Origin of the sequence: Solimonas aquatica (genome assembly GCF_900111015.1) — a bacterium.
GTDB lineage: Bacteria > Pseudomonadota > Gammaproteobacteria > Nevskiales > Nevskiaceae > Solimonas > Solimonas aquatica.
This window is the reverse complement of the sequence record NZ_FOFS01000015.1, coordinates 93,761-120,153: the sequence shown is the minus strand read 5'-3', so window position 1 is coordinate 120,153 and position 26,393 is coordinate 93,761. Positions and strand designations below refer to the sequence as shown.

Annotated in this window: 21 protein-coding genes and 1 tRNA gene; 11 read left to right on the top strand and 11 right to left on the bottom strand. The window is 66.8% G+C overall.

Translation table 11 applies throughout. From position 1 onward, the window contains the following. From BMY12_RS17645 to BMY12_RS17630, 4 genes are all read right to left on the bottom strand, one after another. Window positions 1-742 (bottom strand): alpha-ketoacid dehydrogenase subunit beta (locus BMY12_RS17645; RefSeq protein WP_093285085.1); only part of this gene is annotated, 742 nt, incomplete at its 3' end. After that, window positions 739-1,725 (bottom strand): thiamine pyrophosphate-dependent dehydrogenase E1 component subunit alpha, encoded by a 987-nt coding sequence (locus BMY12_RS17640; RefSeq protein ID WP_093289098.1) that lies wholly within the window; start codon window positions 1,723-1,725, stop codon window positions 739-741. The genes BMY12_RS17640 and BMY12_RS17645, both read right to left, overlap by 4 nt. Before the next feature lie 88 nt (window positions 1,726-1,813). Continuing rightward, window positions 1,814-4,063, bottom strand: coding sequence for a TonB-dependent receptor (locus tag BMY12_RS17635; RefSeq protein ID WP_143069000.1), 2,250 nt, complete (start codon window positions 4,061-4,063; stop codon window positions 1,814-1,816). A gap of 615 nt (window positions 4,064-4,678) precedes the next feature. Continuing rightward, window positions 4,679-6,196, bottom strand: a complete 1,518-nt coding sequence (locus tag BMY12_RS17630; RefSeq protein WP_093289095.1) for a CoA-acylating methylmalonate-semialdehyde dehydrogenase — start codon at window positions 6,194-6,196, stop codon at window positions 4,679-4,681. Window positions 6,197-6,540: 344 nt separating this feature from the next. On the opposite strand from BMY12_RS17630, the gene BMY12_RS17625 reads away from it, so the two are divergent. Both BMY12_RS17625 and BMY12_RS17620 read left to right on the top strand, forming a co-directional pair. After that, complete coding sequence (locus BMY12_RS17625) at window positions 6,541-7,407, top strand: alpha/beta fold hydrolase (RefSeq protein ID WP_093289094.1); 867 nt, start codon at window positions 6,541-6,543, stop codon at window positions 7,405-7,407. A gap of 116 nt (window positions 7,408-7,523) precedes the next feature. After that, complete coding sequence (locus BMY12_RS17620; RefSeq protein ID WP_093289092.1) at window positions 7,524-8,777, top strand: acetyl-CoA C-acetyltransferase; 1,254 nt, start codon at window positions 7,524-7,526, stop codon at window positions 8,775-8,777. Between the two features lie 69 nt (window positions 8,778-8,846). Here the strand turns inward: BMY12_RS17620 and BMY12_RS17615 are convergent, their stop codons facing one another. Next, entirely contained in the window at window positions 8,847-9,626 is a 780-nt protein-coding gene (locus BMY12_RS17615) for an SDR family NAD(P)-dependent oxidoreductase (RefSeq protein WP_093289091.1), read from the bottom strand. A gap of 206 nt (window positions 9,627-9,832) precedes the next feature. Between BMY12_RS17615 and BMY12_RS17610 the strand changes: the two genes are divergently transcribed. The 3 genes from BMY12_RS17610 to BMY12_RS17600 are packed head-to-tail and all read left to right on the top strand — an operon-like array spanning window position 9,833 to window position 12,861. Next, window positions 9,833-11,047, top strand: a complete 1,215-nt coding sequence (locus tag BMY12_RS17610; RefSeq protein WP_093289089.1) for a CaiB/BaiF CoA transferase family protein — start codon at window positions 9,833-9,835, stop codon at window positions 11,045-11,047. A gap of 18 nt (window positions 11,048-11,065) precedes the next feature. Continuing rightward, complete coding sequence (locus BMY12_RS17605) at window positions 11,066-11,353, top strand: hypothetical protein (RefSeq protein ID WP_093289112.1); 288 nt, start codon at window positions 11,066-11,068, stop codon at window positions 11,351-11,353. Window positions 11,354-11,364: 11 nt separating this feature from the next. Then, window positions 11,365-12,861: a class I adenylate-forming enzyme family protein gene (locus BMY12_RS17600; RefSeq protein ID WP_093289088.1), complete on the top strand. Its 1,497-nt coding sequence runs from the start codon at window positions 11,365-11,367 to the stop codon at window positions 12,859-12,861. Here the strand turns inward: BMY12_RS17600 and BMY12_RS17595 are convergent. Then, entirely contained in the window at window positions 12,858-15,386 is a 2,529-nt protein-coding gene (locus BMY12_RS17595; protein ID WP_093289086.1) for a YbcC family protein, read from the bottom strand. The genes BMY12_RS17600 and BMY12_RS17595 overlap by 4 nt on opposite strands. A gap of 32 nt (window positions 15,387-15,418) precedes the next feature. Next, a complete protein-coding gene (locus tag BMY12_RS17590; protein ID WP_245732600.1) occupies window positions 15,419-16,993 on the bottom strand; it encodes an NADH-quinone oxidoreductase subunit L in 1,575 nt (524 codons plus the stop codon). A gap of 97 nt (window positions 16,994-17,090) precedes the next feature. Here BMY12_RS17590 and BMY12_RS17585 point away from each other — a divergent pair, with 97 nt between their 5' ends. Together BMY12_RS17585 and BMY12_RS20405 are read left to right on the top strand one after the other, a co-directional pair. Continuing rightward, entirely contained in the window at window positions 17,091-17,999 is a 909-nt protein-coding gene (locus BMY12_RS17585; protein WP_093289083.1) for a LysR family transcriptional regulator, read from the top strand. Between the two features lie 121 nt (window positions 18,000-18,120). Continuing rightward, window positions 18,121-18,276, top strand: a complete 156-nt coding sequence (locus tag BMY12_RS20405; RefSeq protein ID WP_177189056.1) for a hypothetical protein — start codon at window positions 18,121-18,123, stop codon at window positions 18,274-18,276. A gap of 384 nt (window positions 18,277-18,660) precedes the next feature. Here the strand turns inward: BMY12_RS20405 and BMY12_RS17580 are convergent. Then, window positions 18,661-18,750 (bottom strand) — tRNA-Ser (locus tag BMY12_RS17580). A 60-nt stretch (window positions 18,751-18,810) separates the two neighbouring features. Between BMY12_RS17580 and mltF the strand changes: the two genes are divergently transcribed. Further along, window positions 18,811-20,316 (top strand): membrane-bound lytic murein transglycosylase MltF, encoded by a 1,506-nt coding sequence (mltF, locus tag BMY12_RS17575; RefSeq protein ID WP_093289082.1) that lies wholly within the window; start codon window positions 18,811-18,813, stop codon window positions 20,314-20,316. A gap of 19 nt (window positions 20,317-20,335) precedes the next feature. On the opposite strand, the gene BMY12_RS17570 is transcribed toward mltF, so the two are convergent. Then, a complete protein-coding gene (locus tag BMY12_RS17570; protein WP_093289080.1) occupies window positions 20,336-20,665 on the bottom strand; it encodes a (2Fe-2S) ferredoxin domain-containing protein in 330 nt (109 codons plus the stop codon). A gap of 175 nt (window positions 20,666-20,840) precedes the next feature. On the opposite strand from BMY12_RS17570, the gene BMY12_RS17565 reads away from it, so the two are divergent. Next, entirely contained in the window at window positions 20,841-21,998 is a 1,158-nt protein-coding gene (locus BMY12_RS17565; protein ID WP_218140245.1) for a (Fe-S)-binding protein, read from the top strand. On the opposite strand, the gene BMY12_RS17560 is transcribed toward BMY12_RS17565, so the two are convergent. Continuing rightward, window positions 21,940-22,482 (bottom strand): LPS-assembly lipoprotein LptE, encoded by a 543-nt coding sequence (locus BMY12_RS17560; protein WP_093289078.1) that lies wholly within the window; start codon window positions 22,480-22,482, stop codon window positions 21,940-21,942. The genes BMY12_RS17565 and BMY12_RS17560 overlap by 59 nt on opposite strands. After that, window positions 22,482-25,163: a leucine--tRNA ligase gene (gene leuS / locus BMY12_RS17555; RefSeq protein ID WP_093289076.1), complete on the bottom strand. Its 2,682-nt coding sequence runs from the start codon at window positions 25,161-25,163 to the stop codon at window positions 22,482-22,484. Before leuS ends, BMY12_RS17560 begins: the two co-directional genes overlap by 1 nt. Window positions 25,164-25,340: 177 nt before the next feature. Here leuS and BMY12_RS20720 point away from each other — a divergent pair, with 177 nt between their 5' ends. Both BMY12_RS20720 and BMY12_RS17545 read left to right on the top strand, forming a co-directional pair. Further along, complete coding sequence (locus BMY12_RS20720) at window positions 25,341-25,823, top strand: pilin (protein WP_093289075.1); 483 nt, start codon at window positions 25,341-25,343, stop codon at window positions 25,821-25,823. A gap of 126 nt (window positions 25,824-25,949) precedes the next feature. Then, window positions 25,950-26,228 (top strand): ComEA family DNA-binding protein, encoded by a 279-nt coding sequence (locus BMY12_RS17545; RefSeq protein WP_093289073.1) that lies wholly within the window; start codon window positions 25,950-25,952, stop codon window positions 26,226-26,228. The last annotated feature ends 165 nt before the right edge of the window (window positions 26,229-26,393 follow it).

The following is a 26,393-nucleotide window of genomic DNA, read 5'->3' as shown; positions in this document are numbered from 1 at the left end:
AGACGGTGCGCAGATCGACGATCTCCACCGAGATGCCTTCACCTTCCAGCTTCTCGGCAATCGTGAGGCTGTCGCGCAGGGCGCGGCCGTAGCCGATCACCGAGACATCCTTGCCGGGCTTGACCACATGGGCCTTGCCCAGCGGGATTTTCACGCCCTTCTCCGGCGCCGGGCCGGTCTGGGTGCGGGTGACGGCGTCTTCGATGAACAGGCAGGGATCGTCATCGAAGATGCAGCCCAGCATCAGGCCGTAGGCATCGGCGGGGCTGGAGGGGATCACCACTTTCATGCCGGCGACGTGGGCAAACCAGGCTTCGAGCATGTCGGAGTGCTGGCCGGCCGTGCCCTGGCCGGCGCCGGTGCGGGTGCGGATGGTGAGCGGCACATGGGTCTGGCCGCCGGACATGAAGCGCAGCTTGGCGGCGTGGTTGACGATCTGGTCCATCGGCACGGTGATGAAGTTCATCAGCATGATTTCCGCCACCGGGCGCATGCCGACCAGGGCGGCGCCGACGGCGGCGCCGACGATGGCCTGTTCGGAGATCGGCGTGGTGCGCACGCGGCCCTTGCCGAACTTGGTCGACAGGCCCTTGGTGACCTTGAACACGCCGCCGCCTTCTTCGTCGGCGATGTCTTCACCCAGCATGATCACGCTGGCGTCCATCTCCATCGCATCGTGCAGGGCCCGCGAATAGGCTTCGGTGAAGGTGATCAGATTGCTCTTGTTGTCGGTCGCGCTCATGCCGCGGCTCCGTAGATGTCCTTGTCGATTTCCGAGACGTCCGGGAACGGGCTGTCGGCTGCGAACTGCAGGGCTTCGTCCACCAGGGCGTTGTATTCGGCCGTCAGCGCGTCCAGCTCGCTTTGCGTCGCCGCGCCGCTCTGGAGCACGCGCTCGCGCGTGGCGGGCATCGGGTCCTTGGCCAGGGCAGCGGCGTATTCGTCCTTGGGGATGTAGGCGCCCGGGTCACCGAAGTAGTGGCCCATGAAGCGGAAGGTGCGCGCTTCGAGCAGGGTCGGGCCTTCGCCGGCGCGGGCGCGTGCCACGGCTTCGCCGGCCGCACGCCACATCGCCTCGGCGTCGTTGCCGTTGACGGTCACGCCGCGCATCCCGGACCCGTAGGCAATCGCACGATCCGCAATCGTGGCGCTGGCCGTGGCTTTCTCATAGCTCGTGCATTCGCCGTACAGATTGTTTTCGCACAGGAAGATCACCGGCAGCTTCCACAGCGCCGCCATGTTCAGGGCCTCGTGGAAGGCGCCGATGTTGGAGGCGCCGTCGCCGAAGCTGCACACCGTCACCCGGCCGTCCTCCCGCAGCTGCGAGGCCCAGCCCAGGCCGTTGGCGATCGGCAGGCCCGAACCCACCACGCCCGTGGTCACCATCACGCCCGTCTCCGGATGCGTGATGTGCATCGGCCCGCCCTTGCCCTTGCAGGTGCCCGTGGCCTTGCCGTAGTACTCCGCCATCAGCTGCTTCAGCGGCAGCCCCTTGGCCAGCTGGTTATGGATGCCGCGATACGTGCACACCAGGTAATCCGTCGGCGCCAGGTGCACCCCCATCGCCGCCGCCAGAATCTCCTGCCCGCGCGGCGAGTAGTACACCGCCGCCATCCGCCCACTGCGCAGCAGCGTCCGTACCCGCTCGTCCACCACATGAATCAGCAAAGCCTTGCGGTATACCGATAACAGCGCGCTGGGTGTGAAGCTGGCCGGAGAGCTCATGACAATTCCTATAGCGTAGAGACGAGAAATGCGCCGCAGCTCGCAGGCTTTAAGCAAGCCTGCGAACCGCGGCGCACAACGGCCTTGATCAAGCGCCGAAGTGATAAGTCAGCTGTGCTCCATAAATACGCGGCTCACCGTAGATCGAGCTGCGGAAATAGATCACGTTCCAGACGTTGCTGTTGGAAATGCGATACGTGCGGTCGGTGAGGTTGGTGCCGTAAAGCTGCAGATCCACCGGCGAGTTGAGGATGTTGTTCCACTGGAAGCTGGCATTGAGCAGCCCGAAGGAACCCAGCCAGGCACCCGGCTCGGCCTGCGGCAGCGTGTACGAGGACGAATACTGGCGATCGATCCAGGAATAGGTGACCGAGGCATCCATGAAGCCCAGATCCGGATCCACCGGCAGCTCGTAACGCGCGGTACCGCTGGCCTGATGCTTGGGCGTGTACTGGAAGGGCACGCAGTCGAGCTTGGCCACGCCGCCCTGCGGCACCAGTGCCCCGGTGCAATCCAGCTGCGGATTGATGGCGTTGTTCTGCAGCTGGAACTTGTCGTACTTGCCCTGGGTATAGGCGTAGTTGGCGAGCAGCGTGAAGCCCTGGAACAGCTGCAGGGTGGCATCCATCTCAAAGCCCATGATCGAGGCCTTGCCTGCCGTGAAGATCGCGCCACCGTAGTTGGCGCCTTCCTTGTCGGTACCGGCGCGCTGCATGTCGGTGTAGTCGGTGTAATACAGGGCCGCGTTGACGCGGGCCGGCATGCCGATCACTTCGAAGTCGGCCTTCTCGCCGATTTCATAGTTGGTCACGTACTCGGGCTTGTAGGTGTAGTCCGCCGCGTTGACCGCGATCGGCGAGAAGCCACCGGCCTTGTAGCCACGGCTGATCTTGCCGTAGAGCAGCACGGTGTCGATCTTGTAGTCGAGACCGGCGGTATAGGTCATCACACCCTTGCTGTAGCTGTCGCCATGCTCGGTGCCGCCGGCATTGGAAGTGCCCGAGGAACGGTCCTTGGTATAGCGCGCGCCCAGGGTCAGGCTCAGGCCACTGAGCGAATCCACCAGGCCGCCGAGGTCATAAGTGCCCTGTGCATACGGCGCCCAGGTGCTCTGCTCGATGCTGAACTCCTGTGCCGGCAGCGTGTTGAAGATCGCCACCGGATATTCCGACTGGTCGCCTTCGGGCTTGACCTTCTGGTAGTAGATGCCGACCACATACTTGAGCTTGCTGTCCAGGCCCGTGCCCTGCAGCTGCGCTTCTTCGGTGATCTGGCTGGTGTCGGACAGGTTCTTGTTGGTCGGGTTGACGATGTCGTCCATCGCGGCGGACGACCCGTCCATGTCCCAGCGCAGCACATGCTTGAAGAAGGAATAGCTGGCGATGTTGCGGAACGTCAGCTGCTCGTTGAGATCCAGCTTGAACTGATCGGTCAATCCACCGGTGCTCAGCTTGTCCATCGGATCGGTGCTGGTGCGCACGCGGCGGATGCCACGCGCCTGCTGCTCATCGACGATGTCCTGACCGCAGTTGCTGGAACCCGACTGCAGATTGAAATAGAGGCAGCCGACATTGAGCAGGTCCGCCAGCGTCTGCGAAGGCGCGGTGCCCGTGCCCTGCGCGAGCAGGCCGTAGTTCAGGCCGCTGGGGTTGAAACCTTCGATGACCACGCCGGTGCCATTGTCATGGTTGTAGGCATAGTGACCGAGCAGGTAGTTCTCGATGTTGTCCGTCGGACGCCAGGTGATGCCCAGACGGGCATTCCAGAAATGCTTGTTGTCGTAGTCCTTGCCGGTGTCGGCGTCCTTGGTGAAGCCCTCGCGGTCGAAGTACTTCACGGCGGCGCGCATCAGCAGGGTGTTGTCGATGATCGGCGTGTTGAGCACACCTTCATAACCCAGACCGCCATAGTTGCTGCCCTCGCCCTTGAGCGAGGCCTCGAACTTGTCCTTGGGCTTCTGCGGCTCCAGCAGCAGCGCACCGCCGGTGGTGTTGCGGCCGAACAGCGTGCCCTGCGAGCCCTTGAGCACCTGCATGTTGGCGAGATCGAAGAACTTGCCCGGACCGCCCTGCCCGTTGAACACGGAGTCGGCCGGCAGCGGCACTTCGGCGAAGTAGATCACCACGCCGGGGCCGGCGCCGAAGGTGCCGCCCTGACCACGGATGGTCGGCGCTTCGGTGCTGCGCTGCTGACTGTTGGCGCTGATGGTCAGCGAGGGCACGCGACCCTGCAGGTCCTGTCCGGTATTGATCGCCTCGCGCGCCAGATCGGCGCTGCTCATGGCGGACACGGCCACCGGTACGTCCTGCAGATTTTCGGCGGCGCGACGGGCGGTCACCACCACCTCTTCCAGACCGCGCCTGGCTTCGCTCGGGGCTGCGCCGGCCGGCGTTTGCGGCCCGGCGACCGGTGCAGCAACGGTTTCAGGATAAGGTGTGGGCGCTTGCGCAGCGGCGGGCGCTTCGGCTGCGACGCCAGCTGCCGCAGCTTCGCCGGTGCCGGCTTCGCCTGCCGCAACCGGGGCGTCCGCAGCAGGCGCGGAAGCGGCTGAATCCTGCGCCCTGGCGGCTGTTCCGCAGATCAGGCCGAGACCTGCCGCAATGGTGACAGCGGATGCCACCTTACCGATCTTCATCACACACTCCTCCACGCTTCCGAATTGGTTCGGGTCAGGCCTTCACGGCCTTTGATATGAAAACCCGAATGCCATTTATTTATGAGTGAGACTGGCGGCGCTCCCATGACCGAGCGCCTGCCACAAAAAAACACCAAGCCCAGCTTGCACCCACGTCTTGAGCACAGGTTAACGACAGTGCTCTCGCGCTCACAACGGATTCTCCGCAGACAGGAAGCCGATTTGCCCACCCGGTCAAATCGAGCTTCTGCCGGCGGCAAAGGCGAATATTCGTGTCAGAAACTCGCCTCGGTTACCACACAGCGAAACGGCGAGTTCTCACTTCATCGTCGGCATCGAAAACTCGGCCTTGTGCTCAACATCACGCGGCCAGCGCTGCGTGACCGCCTTCATGCGCGTGTAGAAACGCACGCCTTCGCGGCCGTAGATGTGATGATCACCGAACAGCGAGCCGCGCCAGCCACCGAAGCTGTAGAAGGCCATCGGCACCGGCAACGGCACGTTCACACCTACCATGCCGACTTCGATGCCGGAGGTGAAAGCACGCGCGGCGGCGCCGCTGCGGGTGAAGATCGCGGTGCCGTTGGCGTAGGCGTGTGCGTTGATCAGCCTGATCGCGGAATTCAGATCCGGCACACGCGTGACGCCCAGCACCGGCCCAAAGATTTCCTCCTGGTAGATGCGCATGTCGGTGGTGACCTTGTCGAACAGCGAGCCACCCAGGAAGAAGCCGCCCGGCTTGTCAGCAAAACCCGGACGACCATCGACGATCAGCTGCGCGCCTTCCTTCACACCGGTGTCGATGTAATCGCAGACCTTGGCGCGATGTTCGCGCGTGATCAGCGGGCCCATCTCGGTGGCGCCTTCGAAAGGCGAGCCGACACGCAGCTTCTTCACGCGCTCGGAGAGCTGTGCGATCAGGCGGTCGGCATTGGCATCGCCCACCACCACGGCGATGGAGATCGCCATGCAGCGTTCGCCGGCCGAGCCGTAGGCCGCACCGAGCAGGGCTTCGACGACATCATCGATATCGGCGTCGGGCATGATCACCATGTGATTCTTGGCGCCGCCCAGTGCCTGCACGCGCTTGCCATTGGCCGTGCCCTGCTGGTGGATGTAACGCGCCACCGGCGTCGAGCCCACGAAGCTGATCGCCGCCACATCGCGATGCTGCAGCAGGCCATCGACCGCGCTCTTGTCGCCGTGCAGCACATTGAACACGCCATCCGGCAGACCGGCTTCCTTGAGCAGGCGCGCCAGAATCAGCGAAGCGGAAGGATCGCGTTCGGAAGGCTTGAGGATGAAAGTGTTACCGCAGGCCAGCGCCACCGGAATCATCCACAGCGGCACCATTGCAGGGAAGTTGAACGGCGTGATGCCGGCCACCACGCCCAGCGGCTGCCGCAGGCTGAAGGCATCGATGCCGGTGCCGACGTTCTCGCTGTGCTCGCCCTTGATCAGATCCGGAATGCCGCAGGCGAATTCCACCACTTCCAGGCCGCGCACCACTTCACCGCGCGCATCGGCCAGGGTCTTGCCGTGCTCGCGCGAGATGGCTTGGGCGATTTCATCGCTGGCGGCCTCCAGCAGCTGGCGGAAGCGGAACAGCACGCGGGCGCGGCGCAGCGGCGGGGTCGCGGCCCAGCCGGTGAAGGCTTCACGCGCCACGGCCACACACTGATCCAGCTCGGCGGGCGAGGCAAACGGCACGCGCGCGCTGACTTCGCCAGTGCTGGGATTGAAGACGTCGCCGGCGCGCTCTTTGGCTCCGATGACGGCCTGGCCGGCCAGCCAATGGGGAATCGTGGGCACAGCGCTGTTCGAGGAAGCGGACATGACAAGCCTTCGGTGAGATCGGGTTAAGGGCAATGTGGTCTACAGGCGTGACAAACGAGCGGCCCTGCCGGAACCGGCGACGCGCTTCGTCTGGCATCGAAGCGGATCCGGAAACGGATCATTGCCACAGCTCCTCCGGACCCGGCCGCCTTGTCCGTCGCGCCGCGCAGGACCGGGATTTTGCTTTCCCGCCTGACGATCGCAACGCCTTATCAACAACATTGTTGATTTATGATACGCAGGTTGCGCAGGCCTCGGCAATGTCGCCGGCCGCAGGCCGATTGCGCCAGAGCCGCAGGCCGCCGCGCGCCAGCACGACCCTTCAATCCGGAGAAAACCGCACCATGTCCGCCGTCGAACGCCTGGTCCTGCCGCTGTCCGACATCGAACTGGTCGCCGATGCGCAAGGTCCGGAAAACGCCGCGCCGGTGCTGTTCCTGCACGGCAGCGGGCAGACCCGGCAGAGCTGGCAGAAGGCGCGGCAGCAGACGGCGGCGCGCGGCTATCGCGCCATCGCCCCGGATCTGCGTGGACACGGCGACAGCGGCTGGTCGCCCGGTGGCCACTACAGCCTGGACCTCTTCGCCAACGATCTGCTGCAGCTCGCCGCGCAGCTGTCGCAGCCGCCGGTGGTGGTCGGCGCCTCGCTGGGTGGCCTGGCCGGCATTCTTGCCGCCGCGCGCGCACCGCAGGCGCTGCGCGCGCTGGTGCTGGTGGACATCACCTCGCGGCCGGAGGCCAAGGGCACGCAGGAAGTGGTGGCCTTCATGGACAGCGCGCCCGAGGGCTTTGCCAGCCTGGAAGAAGCCGCCGATGCGGTGGCGGCCTATCTGCCGCATCGTCCGCGCCCGCGCGACACCAGCGGCCTGCAGCGCAATCTGCGCCTGCGCAATGGCCGCTACGTCTGGCACTGGGACCCGGCCTTCATGCGCATGGGCCGCGATGCCGACGGCCATTACCGGCAGACCGGACCCAGCCCGCTGGAAGCCGCGGCGCGGCAGCTGCGCCTGCCCACCCTGCTGCTGCGCGGCCGGCGCAGCAACATCGTCAGCGACGAGAGCGTGCGCGAGTTCCTGGAGCAGGTGCCGCATGCGCAGTACGTGGACATCGCCGATGCCCACCACATGGTGGCCGGCGACGCCAACGACGCCTTCAACGCCGCAGTGCTGCGCTTCGTGGACGAGCAGCTGGCGCCCCTCAAGGTCAAATAGACAGCGTTGTTGATCAGCGCCAGTGCGGCGCTATACTGCCGAATCGGCTCCGGGCAGCGCCCCGGCCCGCCGCCATTCATAAGCCGCTCGAATCATTCGGGAACGCAGGAGATCACATGTCAGAAGCCTTCATCATCGATGCGGTGCGCACGCCGCGCGGCATCGGCAAGCCCGGCAAGGGCGCGCTGGTCACCGCGCACCCGCAGCATCTGGCCGCCACCGTGCTCAAGGCCATCGCCGAGCGCAATCAGCTGAACACCGCCGACATCGACGATGTGATCTGGGGCACCAGCGCGCAGAAAGGCATGCAGGGCGGCGACATGGGCCGCATGGCCGCGCTCGACGCCGGCTTCGATGTGCGCGTCAGCGGCGTGACCCTGGACCGCTTCTGCGGCAGCGGCATCACGGCGACCAGCATGGCCGCCGCACAGCTGCGCGCCGGCATGGAAGACCTGATCATCGCCGGCGGCACCGAGATGATGTCGCTGATCACCGCCCTCTCGCAGCAGGAAGCGGCCGCCGGCCTGCGCCCGCTGAGCATGGGTTCGGGCAATGCCCGTCTGCAGAAGAAGCATCCGCAGTCGCACCAGGGCGTCTGCGCCGACGCCATCGCCTCCATGGAAGGCATCAGCCGCCAGGCGCTGGACGATCTCGCCCTGCTCAGCCAGCAGCGCGCCGCGCAGGCCATCGCCAAGGGTTATTTCGCGCGCGCCACCGTGCCGGTGATCAATGACGAAGGCATGGTGCTGCTCGACAAGGAAGAGTATCCGCGGCCGCAGACCACCGCCGCCGATCTGGCCGCGCTCAAGCCCAGCTTCGTGCAGGTGGCCGACCTGCCGCTGGATCGCGAAGGCACGACCTTCCGCAAGCTGATCAACCAGCGTTATCCCGATCTCAAGATCGAACACCTGCATCACGCCGGCAATTCCTCCGGCGTGGTCGACGGCGCCGCCGCGCTGCTGCTGGCCTCGGAAAACTATGTGCGCAAGAGCGGCCTGAAGCCGCGCGCGCGCGTGGTGGCCACCGCCAACATGGGCGACGACCCGACGCTGATGCTCAACGCCCCGGTGCCGGCCGCGCGCAAGGTGCTGGCCAAGGCCGGACTCACACTCGCCGACATCGATCTGTTCGAGGTCAACGAGGCCTTCGCCGTGGTGGTGGAAAAATTCATCCGCGATCTGGGCATCAACCGCGACAAGATCAACGTCAACGGCGGCGCCATGGCCCTGGGCCATCCGATCGGCGCCACCGGCGCGATTCTGATCGGCACCGTGCTCGATGAACTGGAACGTCGCGATCTCAAGCGCGGCCTGATCACCATGTGCGCGGCCGGCGGCATGGCCCCGGCGATCATCATCGAGCGCGTGTAAGGCAGGCGCCGCAAGACAGAACGCCGCGACCGGCTGCCGGTCGCGGCGTTTTTCATGCCCTGCGCCTGCTCAGCGCGGCTGCATGCGGATGGCACCGTCCAGACGGATGGTCTCGCCGTTGAGGTAGGTGTTGCGGATGATCTCCAGGGCCATGCTGGCGTATTCCTCGCCGCGACCCAGGCGCGGCGGGAACGGCACCATGGCGCCGAGCGCTTCCAGCATCTGCGCCGGCGCGCGCGCCATGGCCGGGGTGTTGAAGATGCCGGGCTGGATGGTGTTGCAACGGATGCCCTCGCGCGACAGGTCGCGGGCGATGGTCAGGGTCATGCCGACGATGCCGGCCTTGGCCGCCGAGTACGCCGCCTGGCCCATCTGACCTTCGCTGGCCGCCGCCGAGGCGGTGTTGATCAGCACGCCGCGCTCACCGTCCACCGGCGCCAGCGTCATCATGCCGGCTGCCGCACGGGTGATGCAGCGGAAGGTGCCCACGGTGTTGAGGCGCAGCACCGATTCGAACTGGTCGGAGGGGAAAATCTTGATCTCGCCCGTGTTCTTGTCGCGACGCGCGGTGGCCACGGCATTGCCGCCGCCGGCACAGCTGACCAGCACGCGCTCCTGACCGTTGGCGGCACGCGCGGCGGCAAAGGCCGCATCGACGCTGGCGTCGCTGGTGACGTCGCACTGACAGAAGACAGCGCCGGTCTCCTCTGCCGCCTTGCGGCCGGTGTCTTCGTTGAAATCGAAAATCGCGACCTTCACGCCGGCGGCGCGCAAGGCCTTGACCGTGGCCAGACCCAGGCCGGAAGCACCACCGGTGACCACCGCCGACAGCGTGGCATCAAGCTTCATGAACTGCTCTCCTCATCAAGCGTCGCGCTGTTCTTGCGAGACTGCGTCCGCGACTGCCCTGGTGGATAGAAATGTGCGCCGAATGCCAATGTTTTTGCGCAATCGGCAGGGCATGAGTTGGTTATAATCACCAGCGTTGATTACTTCGTCAAGGGATGCGGGCGCCCATGACGGTTCACGATGGAGGAGCGACTATGACGCAGGTAATGAAGGGCGTGCGGGTCCTGGAAGTGGCGCAGTTCACCTTTGTTCCCGCCGCCGGCGCGATCCTCGCCGACTGGGGCGCGGACGTGATCAAGGTGGAGCATCCGGTACGCGGCGATACGCAGCGCGGCTTCATCAATCTGGGCGGCATCAAGGTGGACCCGAACCGCAGCCCGTTCATGGAGCATCCCAATCGCGGCAAGCGCAGTGTCGGCATCGACATCACCACCGCCGAAGGCGCCGAGCTGCTCTATGAAATCGCCAAGACCGCCGATGTGTTCCTGACCAATTACCTGCCCTCGCAGCGGCAGAAGTTCAAGTTCGACGTCGAGCACATCCGCAAGGCCAATCCCAGGATCATTTACGCGCGCGGCAGCGCCTACGGCGACAAGGGGCCGGAGCGTGATGTGGGCGGCTTCGACGGCACCGCGTTCTGGTCGCGCAGCGGCATCGGCTACACCATGTCGCCGCCGGAACTGGGCGGTCCGCTGCCGCAGGGCATTCCGGCCTTCGGCGATTCCATCGGCGGCATGAACATCGCCGGCGGCATTTCCGCCGCGCTGTTCCATCGCGAACGCACCGGCGAGGCCGTGGAGCTGGACGTGTCCCTGCTCAGCACCGCCTGGTGGGCGGCCGGCACCTCGGTGGACATGGGCATCGACTACGGCCAGGTGATGCGCAACCGCATGCCCTCCGTGGGCGGCAATCCCGGCAACCCCTTCAACGGCAACTACCAGACCGCCGATGGCGGCACCATCAATCTGTGCATCCTCACGCCGGGCCCGGTGATCCGCGACACCTTCACCCACCTGGGCATTCCGGAGCTGGCCGACGACCCGCGCTTTGCCGACACCAAATCACTGATGCAGAACTGGAAGGAAGTGGGCGAGCGGGTGGCGGCGGCGTTCGCGGCCAAGCCCTTCGAATACTGGCGCCAGCACCTGAAGACCATGAAGGGCCAGTGGGCGCCGGTGCAGAGCCTGCTGGACCTGGCCAGCGACGAGCAGGCCCTGGCCAACGACATGCTGTTCGAGGTGGAATCCGCCGACGGCGGCAAGCCGATCAAGCTGGTGCGCGGACCGGTGCAGTTCAACCACCAACCCGTTCAGACGACGCGCGCGCCGCAGGCCTCGGAACATACTGAAACCTTTCTGATGGAACTGGGCCTGGAGTGGGAGCGCATCGAGAAGCTCAAGGCCATGGGCGCCATCGCCTGAGGCATGGATGAGAGCAATATGAAACCGGGAATCAAGCTCAAGAGTACGGTCTGCGACACCGAGGTGATGGTGATTCGCGGCAGCAATGTGGTGGTGGAATGCGGCGGCGCGCCGATGTCGGAGAAGCCCGGCGAGCGTGGCACGCTCAATCCCGGCTTTGCCGAAGGCAGCAAGATCGGCAAGCGCTATGTGGACAGCGCCGGCAACATCGAACTGCTGTGCGTGAAGGCGGGCCAGGGTTCGCTGTCGATTGCCGGCGCGCCCCTGCAGCTCAAGGAAGCCAAGCCCCTGCCCTCCTCCGACTAAAAGTCCCGCCGATGAATATCTCGCTACTGCTGCAAATGGCGGCCGATGCCGAGCCGGATCGCATCGGTCTGGTCTGCGACGGCCGTCGCTGGTCCTACTCCGCGCTGTGGCGCGCCGCGCACGGCGCCGCCGCCGCCATCAAGACGGCAGGCTGCAGCCATGTCGGGCTGCTCGACGAGAGCAGCGAGGCCGCCGCCATCGCGCTGTTCGGCGCGGCCCTGGCCGGCGTGCCCTACGTGCCGCTCAACTACCGTCTGGCCGATGCCGATCTCGCCGCGCTGCTGCAGCGCATCGCCCCGGCCTACCTGATCGGCGACGTGGCGCGCGTGCAGCGCCTGAACCCCGATCAAGGCCACAAGACCGTGAGCCGCTCCGAGTTCGTGGCCGAGGCCGAGCGCCTGGGCGCCGAAGCCGGCGAGGCCGAGGAGCACGGCGAGAGCATCGCCGTGCAGATCTTCACCAGCGGTACCACCGCCGCGCCGAAGGCCGCGCTGCTGCGTCACGGCAATCTGCTCTCCTACATTCTCGGCACCGTGGAGTTCGCCTCCGCCGATGCCGCCGAAGGCGCGCTGGTCTGCGTGCCGCCGTACCACATCGCCGGCATCGCCGCGCTGATGAGCTCGATCTACGCGATGCGCAAGATCGTGCTGCTGCCGGCCTTCGATCCGGATGCCTGGCTGAACCTCGCGTCCGGCGAGCGGGTGAGCAATGCCTTCGTGGTGCCGACCATGCTGGCGCGCATCATCGCGCGCATGGACGCCGGCCTGCGCCCGGACCTCTCCGGCCTGCAGGCGCTGGCCTATGGCGGCGGCCGCATGCCGCTGGAACTGATCGAGCGCGCGCTGGAACTGTTCCCCGCCACCGGCTTCACCAATGCTTACGGCCTGACCGAAACCAGCTCCACCATCGCCCTGCTCGGCCCCGAAGACCATCGCAATGCGCAGCGCTCGCAGGACCCGGCGGTGCGTGCGCGCCTGGCCTCGGTGGGCAAGCCGCTGCCGACCATCGAGCTGCAGATCCGCGACGAGGAAGGCCGCGTGCTGCCGGCCGGCGAGCGCGGCGAAATCTATGTGCGTGGCGAGCAGGTCTCCGGCGAGTACAAGGAACGCAAGGCCCTGGATGCCGAGGGCTGGTTCCCGACCCGTGACGCCGGCTATCTCGACGCCGAGGGCTATCTGTTCCTGGCCGGCCGTGCCGACGACGTGATCGTGCGCGGCGGCGAGAACATCTCGCCCGGCGAGATCGAGGACGTGCTGATGACGCATCCGGCGATCGCCGATGCCGCCGCCGTGGCCGTGCCCTCCGTGGAATGGGGCGAGGCCGTGGGCATCGCCATCGCGCTCAAGCCGGAACAGCCGCGGCCCAGCGACGAGGAACTGCGCAACCTGATCAAGAACCGCCTGCGCTCCTCGCGCGTGCCGGAGAAGATCGCCGTGCTGCCGGCGCTGCCCTACAACGAGATGGGCAAGCTGCTGCGGCGCGAGGTGAAGAAGGTGTTCGCGAGCTAGAGCGCCGCCACCCAGCCTGCCGGCGCATAGCGTTCGAAGTCCTCGCCCTCGAAACGCCAGAGGTGCAGCCAGCCGTTGTCGAGCAACTGCTGCAGCAGCTCGTGGCGCGCGATCACGGCGCCGATGGCGGCGCGCGGCGCATCGATGAGCACGGTCAGGCGCAGCGGCTCGTGCACGAGCCGCTCGCCATCGTGCACGGACTGCCACGACAGGCCGATGCGCAGATCACCGCCATTGCCCTCGAACACGCCCAGCGCGCCGCCCACCACGTTGTGCAGCAGCTTGTTGCCGCTGCCCAGGCGCCGGGGATCGCAGCTGGAAGCGTGGTACTGCCAGTTGATCCAGTGCGTGACCAGCATCGGTGCGGTCATCAGCAGTTCCAGCACGCCGCCGTCGGCGTCCCGCGCGCTGTCGTAGTCATGCAGGAAGCAGCGGCCGTCCAGTCGCGCGCCCAGGCTGCGCTGGCGCGGCGCGATGATGAAGGCTGCGTTGCCGGCCAGCCCCCATTCCGGACGCGTCTGCGCACCGTCGTTGGCGCGCCGGCGCAGTTGCAGCAACAGCTTGTCGGCCGCCTGCGCCGGGTCCAGCCCCAGGCGCGGCGCGCGCTCCCGGCGCAGCTGGTCGCAGGCCTGCGCCAACACCGGCTGCAGTCGCTGCCAGCGCGCCAGCGCGGCCGGCGGCAACAGGTCCAGGTCGAAGCCTTCGATCTCATCCGTGGTGGTGTTGTGCAGGCAGGCCACGAAGGCGGTGTCATCGGGAATGTGCAGGCCCTGCGCGCGCAGGCCTTCGCGCAGCGCCGGCTCGTTGAGCAGACGCGCCAGCGCACGCGCGTTGACTTCACCGCTCTGGCCGCAGCAGGCACCGCAGTCCAGCGCAGCCGCCTGGGCATTGTTGGCACTCTGGCTGCCGTGCCCCACCAGCAACACCAGCGGCGCGAGATTCTGCTCCAGGCCCATGGCATGCAGCACGCGGCGCGCCAGTTGCAGCCGCGCGTCGGCATCCAGGCCCAGCAGCGTCGGCCGGCAGAGACCCTGATACGCCGACGGCAGCCCGGCGAGGTCATCGCTGTGGCGAGCCTTGGCGCCCGGCCACAGCCAGTGCCGCAGCTTGCCCAGATAGCCGACGCCGGCGGCCTCTACATAAGAGAAGGCCGCGCTGGGCCAGCGATTGCCGGCACGCCACTGCTCCGAGCGCGCGAAATGCCGCGCCCGCGCCACCTGTGCCTGCTCGTGCAGCTGTGCATCGGACTTGGCGTCGGTGGATTCGATCTGGTCGCCCACTTCCATGGCCGGCGCAAAAAAGCCCGGCAGCTGCGGGCGCCGTGCCGCCGTGCCCAGCGGCGTGTACGCAATGGGCAGGCCGAAGAAGCCGGCGAAGCCGATGGTCTGGATCGCGGGCCATACCGCTTCCAGCGCGCGGCGCAGCGGCTCGCTGCGCACATCGATGCAGAACGCGGCCTGCACTTCGATCATCGGCGCGGCCACCGTTGCCGGCGCCTGTGCCAAGGCAGCGGCCTGCAGGCGCTGGCGCAGCTGGCGCTGATAGCCAAGCTCCAGCGCCAGCTGCCAGACCTCATCCACTTGCAACAGCGATTCGGCCTGCTGCAGCAGGGCCGGCGCCTGTCGCCACTGTGCCTGCAGGGCGCCGAAGGCACGCTGCGCCGCAGCGGCGTCCTTGCATTCCAGCAGAATCGCGCCCCAGGCCAGACGGATTGCGAGCAGATCGCGCAGATGCCCATCGCTGCCACCCGCCAGCCGCGCCTGCCAGGCGCGATAGGCACACCAGGAAGCCCAGCCGTTGACGGTGAGCAGCACTGCTTCCAGATAATCCGCCCAGACCTCGGGCCGCAGCCCCAGACGCCGCAGCACCCAGCGCTCGGCCTGCTCACGGCTGGCCGGCAGGGCGCGGATGTGGCGACCCAGTTCGGGCAGACCCATCAGCACGCCGATGCCATGATCCAGACCCAGCGTCTGGCGCCAGAAGGCATACAGACCCTGGCCACGCGCCGGCCGCCAATCGGCCTGCACCTCATCGAAGTAGGCCGCGCAGGTCTGGCTCACCTGATGCGTGATCGCCTGTCGCCAGGACAGCCGCGTGTGGCGCTGCGCATCATCGTCCAGCACGTCGATCAGCAGTGGCAGGCGCGGCAGGCTGCGCGGCCGCGACAATGCCGCGATGCAGTCCGGCACGCTCAGGCCGGCCTGCTGCGCCGCCGGCAGCTGCGCCAGCGCCTGCTGCAGGTCCTCGGCGCAAACCCGGCCCTCGCCCCAGGCCTGGGCCAGATACTCGCGCGGTGGCAGCACCTGGATGTCGGCCAGCACCGCCATGCGCGCCGCCACCTCGCGCACGCTGCCGGCGATACGGCCCCAGTGCGGATTCACGGCGATGGCGCGGTCCAGCGGCCAGCTCGGCGCAATGCGCGCACAGGCCCGGACGCAGGCGGCTTCCACCTGTGCATCAAAGGCCGCATCCGGCGCGTCGTGCGCCAGGATCGGCTCGGGCCTGACCGGTTCTGAGGTGTGCATCCGCAACTCCTGGCAGCGGTTTGAAGAAGACTTCACTCGGCCCCGGGGGCAGAGGCAGCGGCCTGCAGTTTCGGGGTCTGCGCCCAGGCGGCGGCGCCGGCCCAGGGCTTGGGCCAGAGCTGCAGCGCCAGGCGCGTGTAGAACTCATCCACGTAGAAACCGGCATAGCTCCAGCGCCGCCAGGTTTCCAGCCAATGCGGCCGCCATTCAATGAGTGCCAGGCCGACATACATCAGGCCCATGCCGATCAGGGCCACGATGCCGAAGGCGGTCTCGGGCTGGTCCTGCAGCCCCAGCGGCAGCCGATGCGCCAGCCAGGCCAGCGCGGTGAGCAGTGCCACCATGCCCAGGCCCGACAGGGCGCGGCGCAGATGCGAGGGCGCCTGCGGCGGCGTGCGCGGCGCCTGCCAGAACAGCGGCGCCCAGGCCAGGGCCAGGATGCCGCACCACCACCAGGGCCAGACCGATTCGCCCAGGGCCTGCGGCAACAGCGTCACCACCAGCAGCGAGCACAGCGGCGCCAGCAGCAGGCTCCAGCCCAGCGGGGCGGCGCTGCCGCGCAGCTCGCGCAGCCGCGTCTGCCGCACCACCCCGGAGGCACCCAGGAAGCTGTGCGCCTTGTACAGGGAGTGACCGATCAGATGCAGGGCCGCGAGCGTGTACAGTCCCAGCCCGCACTCCAGCAGCATGAAGCCCATCTGCGCCACCGTGCTCCAGGCCAGCCGCACCTTGATGCTGATGCGCGTCAGCGTGACCAGGCCGGCGAGCAGCGCGGTCAGCAGACCGAAAACCAGCAGCAGCCCGCGCGCGACCGGCGCGGCTTCCAGCAGGGGCGCGAAGCGGATCAGCACGAAGCCACCCAGGTTCACCACGCCGGCATGCAGCAAGGCCGATACCGGCGTGGGCGCTTCCATCACCTGGATCAGCCAGCCGTGGACCGGCAGCAGCGCGGTGCGCAGAATCACGGCCAGCACCAGGCAGACAGCACTGAGCTGCAGGGCCGTTGAGGCGCCGCTTGCCTGCAGCTGCGCCCACAGCGCAGAAAAGGAGCCGCTGCCCACCTGCCACCAGGCCAGCACCATGGCCAGCAGCAGCAGGACATCCGCCAGACGATCGGCAATGAATTTCTTGTGCGCCGCCAGCAGCGCAAAGGGCCGCTCCGGGTAGAAACACAGCAAGCGCTGCAGCGTCTGCCCCAGCACTGCCCAGCTCAGAATCAGCAGCAGCCAGTGATTGGCCAGCAACAGCAGCTGCACGCCGGCCAGGGTGCCGGCGAAGGCCGCGACATAAGCCGGCTGGCGTGCCTCGCCCTGCAGATAGCGCGAGGAAAACACGCCGATCACCGTGCCCAGAAGCTGCACCAGCAGCGCCAGGCTGGCGCCCAGCACGCTGGCTTCCAGACCCGGCAGCGCGCCGGCGGCCGGCGCGAACAGCGCCAGCAGCAGGGTCGACAGCGCGCTGGCGCCGGCCAGAACCGAACAGACCACGAAGCGCGACCAGACCGGGCCCGGCGTGGCGTGCCTGGCACGAGCGGCCAGGGCGGGCAGCAGCATCAGCAGCACCGGCATCAGTGCCAAGACCCAGACAAGCGCAGACCAGACCGACACGGTTCCACTCCCGAGAAAACCCTGTGTGAATACTGCTTGCCGGCGATCATTCTGTGAAATACATTGTTTCTAACGTTTCAATCTATTTAATGGAACGATGAATCTGCAGCAGCTGAATTTCCATCACCTGTACTACTTCTGGACGGTCGCCAAGCAGGGGCATCTGACCCGCGCCGCGCAGGAGCTGCACCTGGCGCAATCCGCGCTCTCCGCCCAGATCCGGCAGCTCGAGCAACGCCTGGGTGAAGCGCTCTTCGAGCGCAAGGGCCGCAGCCTGGTGCTGACCGATACGGGACAGCTGGTGCTGTCCTACGCCGAGAACATCTTCGGCCTCGGCCAGGAGATGCTGGGCCGGCTGCAGGGGCGCGGCGAGGGCATGGAACGCCTGCGCGTGGGCAGCGTCGCCACCCTGTCGCGCAACTATCAGGAAAACTGGCTACGCCCGCTGCTGAGCGATCCCAGCGTCAGCCTCAGCCTCGAATCCGGCTCGCTGGAACTGCTGCTGCAGCGCCTGCTGCAACACCAGCTCGACCTGGTGTTCGCCAACGAGGCGGTGAGCGCCGACACGGACCGTCCCCTGCACTGCCGCTATCTGGGCAGCCTGTCGATCTGCCTGGTGGGACCTGCCGCCAGGTGGCAGGGGCACAGCCTGCGAGTGCCCGAGGATCTGCATCAGCTGGATGTGGCGCTGCCGGGACCGCGCAACACCCTGCGTGCGCAGTTCGATGCGCTCTGTCTCACTGCTGGCGTCAAGCCCAGGCTGCGCGCCGAAGTGGACGACATGGCCATGCTGCGATTGATCGCCCGTGACAGCGGCTGGCTGACCGTGCTGCCCGAGGTGGTGGTGCAGGACGAGCTGCGCAACGGCACGCTGGTCACCGTCGGGCGCTCGCCACAACTGCAGGAACACTTCTACGCCATCACCACCGCACACCGGCATCGCATGGAACGGCTGGAACGTCTGCTGTCCGACTCAGCGACTGCCTTGATGCCGGACCTGCCCTGAGCCCGCAGGGCACAGCCGCGGGCATCGCGATCGCGACAAGCCGAGCCGATGCCCACTGGACCGCAAGCCCCTGCATGGAGCGGCCGCTCAATGCCTCAGGGCCGTGAACGGAAACAAACCCATGATCGAAGCCTTGACCTTGCCGGTCATGGCCTCAGCCTTGAAGATGCCTTCAAGCTTCGACTTCAGCGGCAGTGGCTTGCTGATCCTGTCGATGCTGCCGTGGAACCGCGGCGGTCGCGGGATCAGGCCAGAACTCCGGCAAATGGCTCAGTAGCGTCTCCTGCATCACTTCCAGTTCCGGATGCACCAGATGCGCGCCGAGACCATGATGCGGCGCGGCCCTTGCGCGGCCCCGCCAATCCGCTCGCCGGAGCAGACAGGCAAGCACCAGCATCTGCATGCCCGTCGTCAGGGCCTCATGCAGTGGCGCCTGATGCCGCGTTCCGAGCCGCCAGGCCAGCCCCCGACGAACCGAGCACCGCCCCCAGGATTCACCCTGCAGAAACGAAAAAGCCCCTCGAAAGGGGCTTTTCATTTGTGTGGCGGAGAGGGAGGGATTCCCCTCCGGGCCGGCCGCTGCCGCAGCTTCGAATCCCTCCCTCATATTTTTACTTTTGAAAAATAAAAAAGCCCCATTCAAGGGGCTTTTTTATTTGTTTGGCGGAGAGGGAGGGATTCGAACCCCCGGTACGCTTTCACGTACGCCTGATTTCGAGTCAGGTACATTCAACCACTCTGCCACCTCTCCGTGGACCGCTTGTGCTAGCCTGCGGGGTCGCCGCCGCCAGATGCGGGGCCGCTATTCTAAATGAACCACAACGCGGCGCCTACCTCCTCCCGCAATTCCGCCGCCCGCCTGCTCCGCAGCGGCGCTCTGCTGCTGACTGCACTGGTGCTCGGCATGATCGGCACCTGCTCGCCGCGCAGCAGCGGCGTGGACGAGATCCGCAAGACCGGCCTGCTGCGCGTGGCCACCATCAACAGTCCCACGGTGTATTACATCGGCCCCGGCGGCGAGGCGGTGGGCCTGGAGTACGACCTGGTCAAGGCCCTGGCCGACCGCCTGGGCGTGCGCGTGCAGCTGGACGTCGCCGCCACGCCCGGCGAGGCACTGGAGATGGTACGCAGCGGCCGCGATCACATGGCGGCGGCCAGCGTGCTGGTGACGCCGGAGCGACAGCGGCAGCTGCGCTTCTCCAAATCCCTGCTGCAGGTGGTGCCGCAGCTGGTCTATCGCAACGGCAGCGACGCGCCGAAAAATCTGGGCGAGCTGCGGGGCACGCTGCGCATCCCCAGGCAGAGCGCGCTGCAGGAATACCTGCAGCAGCTCAAGACCCAGCAGTATCCGCAGCTGCGCTGGGAAACCAGCGACGAGGACTCCGGCGAAGAACTGCTGTTCCAGGTTGCCGAAGGCAAGCTGGACTACACCATCGTCAATTCCGATCTGCTCGCCATCAATCTGCGCTACTACCCCAAGCTGCGCGCCGGCATCGACATCGCCGCGCCGCAGGACATCGCCTGGGCCTTCCCCGATGGCGGCGATGACAGTCTGCTGCGCGAAGCCGACCGCATGCTGGAGGAACTCGGTGGCGCGGAGCTGGCCAGAATCAAGGACCGCTACCTGGGCCACATCGAGCAGGTGGACACTTACGGTGCGCAGACGCTGGCCACGCACGCCGAGACGCGGCTGCCGCAGTACCGCACCGGCTTTGAGAAGGCGGCCGCGAAATACGGTCTGGACTGGCGCCTGCTGGCGGCCATCGCCTATCAGGAGTCGCACTGGGACACCAGCGCCGTGAGTCCCACCGGGGTGCGCGGCATCATGCAGCTGACCAACTCCACCGCCGAGCTGATGAAGCTGGAGAATCGCGAAGACCCTCAGCAAAGCATCATGGGCGGCGCGCGCTTCTTCCGGCTGATGCTCAACCAACTGCCGCCCAGCGTCACGGAACCGGATCGCAGCTGGATGGCGCTGGCCGCCTACAACATGGGCATCGGCCACCTGCTGGATGCGCGCGATCTGGCGCGCAAGCGCGGCGGCGACGCCAACCGCTGGCTGGACGTGCGCAACGCCCTGCCGCTGCTGTCCAAGGAGCAGTGGTATTCCAAGACCCGCCACGGCTATGCGCGCAGTCTGCAGACCATCACCTATGTCGGCAATGTCCGCACCTACTACGACATGCTGGTCTGGCTCACCGGCGACCGCTCCACGCCGCAGCCGCAGGAAGACGCCGACGCCGATACCGGCAGCGCGGCACCGGCGGTCAGCGACAAACCCGTCAACCCGCTCAACATCAACTCGCCGGTGCTCTGAACGCCGCAGCGCCCGAGGCTCAGCGGATCAGCAGGCGCTCGACGATGCGGTTCTGCTGCAGATGCTGTTCGATGATCTCATCGATGTCCTGCTGGTTTTCGTAGCGATACCAGACACCCTGCGGGTACACCACGATGCACGGCCCTTTCTCGCAGCGGTCCAGACAGCCGGCCTGATTGATGCGCGTGCGCGTGGGGCCCGCCAGGCCCAGCGCCTTCACGCGCTTCTTGGCGTACTCGCGCATGGCCTCGGCGTTCTTGTCGGCGCAGCAGGCGCGCTCGCCCGGCGGACGGCGGTTGCCGCAGAAGAACACATGGTGGGCGTAGAAGGGCGCGGGCAGATCATTCACGGCGGCGTACCGAACGGCTGGACAGATGCCGCGCAGTATACGGATCGGCGTTCAGGCTGCCGGGGTGTCGGCGCCGGCGCGCTGTGCCCGGCAGGCAGCGGCGCCCTATCATGCGCGGATGTCACGCCCGTCCGTCCCTGCCGCTCCCTTCCCGCTCGACAAGGCCGATCTCTGCGTGAAATGCGGCCTCTGTCTGCCGCACTGCCCCACTTACGGCGAAACCCGGCACGAAGGCGACTCGCCGCGTGGCCGCATCGCGCTCATGCAAGGCCTGGCCAGCGGCCTGGTCACTGCAAGTCCGGTGCTGCAAGCCCATCTGGATGGCTGCCTGAGCTGCCGGCGCTGCGAGACGGTGTGTCCGGCCAAGGTGCCTTATGGCGAGCTGCTCGACGCGGCCCGCGGCCTGCAGGCCCGCAGCAATCCCGCATCAGGACGGCTGGCGCGCCGGCTCGCGCCCTGGCTCAGCCAGGCCAGCCTGCGCGGCCTGCTGCGCGTGCTGCTCAAGCTCGCACAGCGCAGCGGCCTGGCGCGATTGGCGCGCGGCGCGCTGCGTCGCTGGGCCAGCCTGCTGCCTGCACCGGACGCTACGATCCGCGTCGGTAGCTATCAGGCCCCCGCCCAGGACTTGCCCGTCGCGCTGTTTCGCGGCTGTGTGAATGACATTGCCGAACGCCAGACCCTGGCGGCACTGGAAACCCTGCTGCGGCGCGCCGGCTTCGCCTTGCAGCCGGCTGCGGCGCAAAGCTGTTGTGGCGCACTCGCGCAGCACGCCGGACAGACCGCGCTGCTCACACCGCTGATCACCCGCAATGTGCAGGCCTTTGCCGAAGCCCAGCACATCGTCTACGCGGGCAGCGGCTGCGGCGCCACGCTGCGTGAATACGGCCGGCTGGAGGCTTCGGCCGGCGCCTTCGCGCAGCGGGTGACGGACCCGCATCGCCTCCTGCTGCAGCACTGGCCGCAAGGCGTCGCGCTCAAGCCACTGCCGCTGCGCGCGGCCCTGCATCTGCCCTGCACGCAGCAGAACGTCTGCGGCGGCAGCGATGACATCCTCGCGCTGCTGCGCAAGATCCCGGAGCTGGAATTGCTGCCGCTGTCCACGCAGCAGGCCTGCTGTGGCGCCGCAGGCACTTATTTCCTGAACCAGCCGCAGATGGCGGATCAGCTGCTGGCGCACAAGCTCGATGAGCTGGCCGCACTCCAGCCCGCGCTGCTGCTGAGCAGCAACATCGGCTGCAGCCTGCATCTGGCCGCCGGCCTGCGGCGACGCGGTCTCAAGGTGCCGGTGCGCCACCCGCTGGCACTGCTGGCGCAGCAGTGGCCGGATGCGTGAGCGTGGCATCCAGACGCAGCATCAGCAGCTCGGCCAGCTCGCTCTGGATGAAGCTGCGCAGACGCAGTTCCTCGGCTTCCTTGGCCAGCAGCTGTGAGGGTTCGAAACTGTAATCGCGGCTGGCCACCAGATCGCCCGGCAGAATCAGCGTCTGCGTGCCGCGGAACACTTCGTAGTGCACGCGGGTGATGACGCGAAACTCCACCGCCTTGCCGTCGGTGCCCAGGGACAGGACCTCGCGCCGCTCATCGAGATTGGACAGGCGGATGGTGGTGGCCTCGTCGTTGGCCGAGGCCAGCACCTGCGCCCCGCGCCGCTGCAGAATCGCGCGCAGCTGCGCCTCCAGCGGCGGCTCGCCGACCTTGTAGGGCGTGACGGTGTCGATGTAAACCTTGCGCAAGCCCTCCGGCAGCGGCGCCTGGCCGGCGAGATGAAATCCGCAGGCACTCAGCAGCAGCACCGCCAGAGCGAACAGGACGCGCATCAGATCACCAGGTTCACCAGCTTGCCCGGCACCACGATCTTCTTCCTGATCGGCGCGCCGTTGATGAACCTGACGACATTGGCATCGGCCAGCGCCGCTTCCAGGATCTGCTCCTGGGTGGCACTCACCGGCACCGCGATATTGCCGCGCAGCTTGCCGTTGACCTGCACCACCAGATTCATCACCGCGCGGGTCAGCGCCGCCTCGTCCACCTTGGGCCAGGCCTGCGCCAGCAGCGCGCTGCCGGGCCTGAGCTGCACCCACAGTGCATGGCAGACGTGCGGCACGATGGGCTGCAGCATCAGCACCACCGCCTCCCAGAGTTCCTGCGCCACGGCGCGGCCCTGCGCGCTGGCGTCGGCTTCGCCGCGCGTGGCCTCGTTCATCAGTTCCATGATCGCGGCAATCGCGGTGTTGAAGGTGCGGCGGCGGCCGTAGTCATCGCCGACCTTGGCGATGGTCTCGTGCAGCTTGCGGCGCAGCGCCTTCTGCGGCTCGCTCAGCGCCGCCGCATCCAGCGCCGGCGCGGCGCCGGCCTCGACATGCAGCTGCACTGCGCGCCACAGGCGCTTCAGGAAGCGCGAAGCGCCTTCCACGCCATCGTCGCGCCATTCCAGGCTCTGCTCCGGCGGCGCGGCGAACATCGCAAACAGGCGCACGGTGTCGGCGCCGTACTCGTCGATCAGCGCCTGCGGGTCCACGCCATTGTTCTTGGACTTGGACATCTTCTCGACGCCGCCGATCACCACCGGCTGACCGTCGCTCCTGAGCGTGGCCGCCACCGGCTGCGCCTTGGCGTCCAGCGTCAGCTCCACGTCCGCCGGATTGATCCACAGCTTCTTGCCGTCGGCGCCTTCGCGGTAATAGGTCTCCTTGATCACCATGCCCTGCGTGAGCAGATTGGTGAAGGGCTCGTTCGAGGCCACCAGGCCCTCGTCGCGCATCAGCTTGTGGAAGAAGCGTGCATAGAGCAGATGCAGGATCGCGTGCTCGATGCCGCCGATGTACTGATCCACCGGCAGCCAGTAGTTCGCCGCCGCGCTGTCCAGCATGCCGCCCTCGTAGTTCGGGCAGGCATAGCGCGCGAAGTACCAGCTCGACTCCATGAAAGTGTCGAAGGTGTCGGTCTCGCGCGTGGCCGGACCGCCGCACTGCGGGCAGGCACACCTGGCCCATTCGGGATCGGCCTTGATCGGCGACTTCACGCCGGTGAAGGCCACGTCTTCCGGCAGCACCACCGGCAGCTGATCCTCCGGCACCGGCACCGCATCGCACTTGGCGCAGTAGATGACCGGAATCGGGCAGCCCCAGTAACGCTGACGCGAGACGCCCCAGTCGCGCAGGCGGAAGTTCACGCGGCGCTTGCCGGTGCCGGCGGCCTCGAAGCGCGTCACCAGCGCCTCGAAGGCCTGGCCGAAATCCAGGCCGTCGAACTCGCCGGAATTGATCAGGCGGCCGTGTTCGCTGTTGCAGCCGCTGCGGATCGCCTCCAGCTCGGCGAGCAGCGGCTGATTGGCCGGCGCGTCGACCAGATCATCCTCGTCGGAGAGATCACCGACCGTGGCGAGGCGCTGCATCAAGGCCTGCTCGCGCACGCTCTGGATCACGCGCTTGATCGGCAGGCCGTATTTCTTCGCGAATTCAAAATCGCGCTCGTCATGCGCGGGCACCGCCATCACCGCACCGGTGCCATAACCCATCAGCACGAAGTTGGCGGCCCACACCGGCACCTTCTCGCCGCTGATCGGATGGATGGCGTGGATGCCCAGGGGCATGCCGCGTTTCTCCATGGTTTCCATCTCGGCCTCGGCCACGCCGCTGCGGCTGGCGTCTTTCAGAAACGCCGCCAGCTCGGCATTGCCGGCCGCCGCCTTCTGCGCCAGCGGATGCTCGGCCGCCACTGCCACATAGGTCACGCCCATCAGCGTGTCCGGGCGCGTGGTGTACACGGTCAGCGGCTCGGCCTCGTTCTCGATCCTGAACTGCAGCTCCAGACCCTCCGAGCGGCCGATCCAGTTGCGCTGCATGGTCTTGACCGCTTCCGGCCAGCCTTCCAGCTGGTCCAGATCGTCCAGCAGTTCCTGCGCGTAGGCGGTGATCTTCAAGAACCACTGCGGGATTTCCTTGCGCTCCACCAGCGCGCCGGAACGCCAGCCACGGCCGTCCACCACTTGCTCGTTGGCCAGCACGGTCTGATCCACCGGGTCCCAGTTCACCACCGCGTTCTTGCGGTAGACCAGGCCCTTCTTCATCAGGCGCGTGAACAGCAGCTGCTCCCAGCGGTAGTACTCGGGCCGGCAGGTGGCCAGCTCGCGCGGCCAGTCATACGCAAAGCCCAGGCGCTGCAGCTGGCTGCGCATGTAATCCATGTTGGCATAGGTCCACTTCGCCGGCTGGGTGTTGTTGGCAATCGCCGCGTTTTCCGCCGGCAGGCCGAAGGCGTCGAAGCCGATCGGCTGCAGCACGTTCTTGCCCAGCATGCGCTGGTAGCGCGAGATCACGTCGCCAATGGTGTAATTGCGCACATGGCCCATGTGCAGCTTGCCGCTGGGGTAAGGGAACATCGACAGGCAGTAGTATTTTTCGCGGCCGGGTTCTTCACGAACCTCGAAGCTGCGCTGTTCTTGCCAGAAGGCCTGGGCGGCCTGCTCGATGAGGGAGGGCTGGTACGGCTGGGACATGGACGGACGACGGATCGGGGTTTGCAAAAAAGGCGCTTAGTGTATCAGCCGGGCGCCGGCCAGCCGCGTGCCGGCGCCAAGCTTGATCCGCTTCGCAGTTGTACCGCGATCCGGCTTGCCGCCTTCCCGCACGAGGTCTAGCGTGGGCCAGCAGTCCACAAACACGGGGGAAATGCCATGCGCAAGCAACACGGATTCACCTTGATCGAACTGATGATCGTGATTGCGATCGTCGCCATCCTGGCCGCCATGGCGCTGCCGGCGTTCCAGGCGCCCATCGCCCGCGCCAAGCTGGTGGAGGCCGTCGGCCAGCTGGATCAGGCCAAGACCGCCGTCTCGGAGTACGTCGCCACCCAGGGCAATCTGCCGCTGACGGCGGGTGATGCCGGCATCGTGGCGCCCGGCAACGCCCAGTACGTCGACACCCTGAGCTGGGACGGTGAGCAGAAGGTCATCGCAGTGAAGCTCAAGAACCTGTCGGGCAAGCTCAACGGCAAGAGCCTGTACTTCGCAGCCGACAAGAACGACAGCAACGAGGTGTTCTACGTCTGCGGCAGCGATGTGGACAGCCAGTACTTCAGCTACCTGCCGGTCGAATGCCGCAAGACCTTGAGCGCGGCGCTGACGGAGGTGAAGGGCAAGGCGCATCCGTCCCCCTGAGCGTGACGCAGTTCAAGGCGCCTGCGACCCGCTGTGAACGTCATCGCAATCGGCAGCGTCCGGCCCTGAGCAAGATCGGCACACACGGCAGCCTTGCCGTGCGTCACCGCAGGAGGAGACAAGCTCATGAAACATGCATTGCGCGCTCTGCTGACGGCCCTGGTCCTGAGTCTTACGCTGCCCGCCTGGGCCGCGGTGGACATCAACAGCGCCGATCAGAAAACCCTGGAGAAGTTGCCCGGCATCGGCCCGGCGAAAGCCAAGGCCATCATCAGCTATCGCGAGAAAAGCGGGCCGTTCAAGAACAAGGAAGACTTGAAGAAGGTCGATGGCATCGGCGACAAGCTCTATCAGGCCGTACAGAACGAGATCAGTGTCGGCGGCGGCAAGGCGGCAGCGCCGTAAGCGTCCGATCACCGGATTCCGGGCGGCCGCGAGCCGCCCTTTTTTTGCGCGGCGGCGCCGCTGATCTGGCAGCTTGCTGAAAAACGCCATCCCTGGCGTTTTTCAGGTCGCTACGCAAAAGCGTGGTTTTCCTGCGCTCCCGGCAATCAAGCGCTGGTGCGCTCG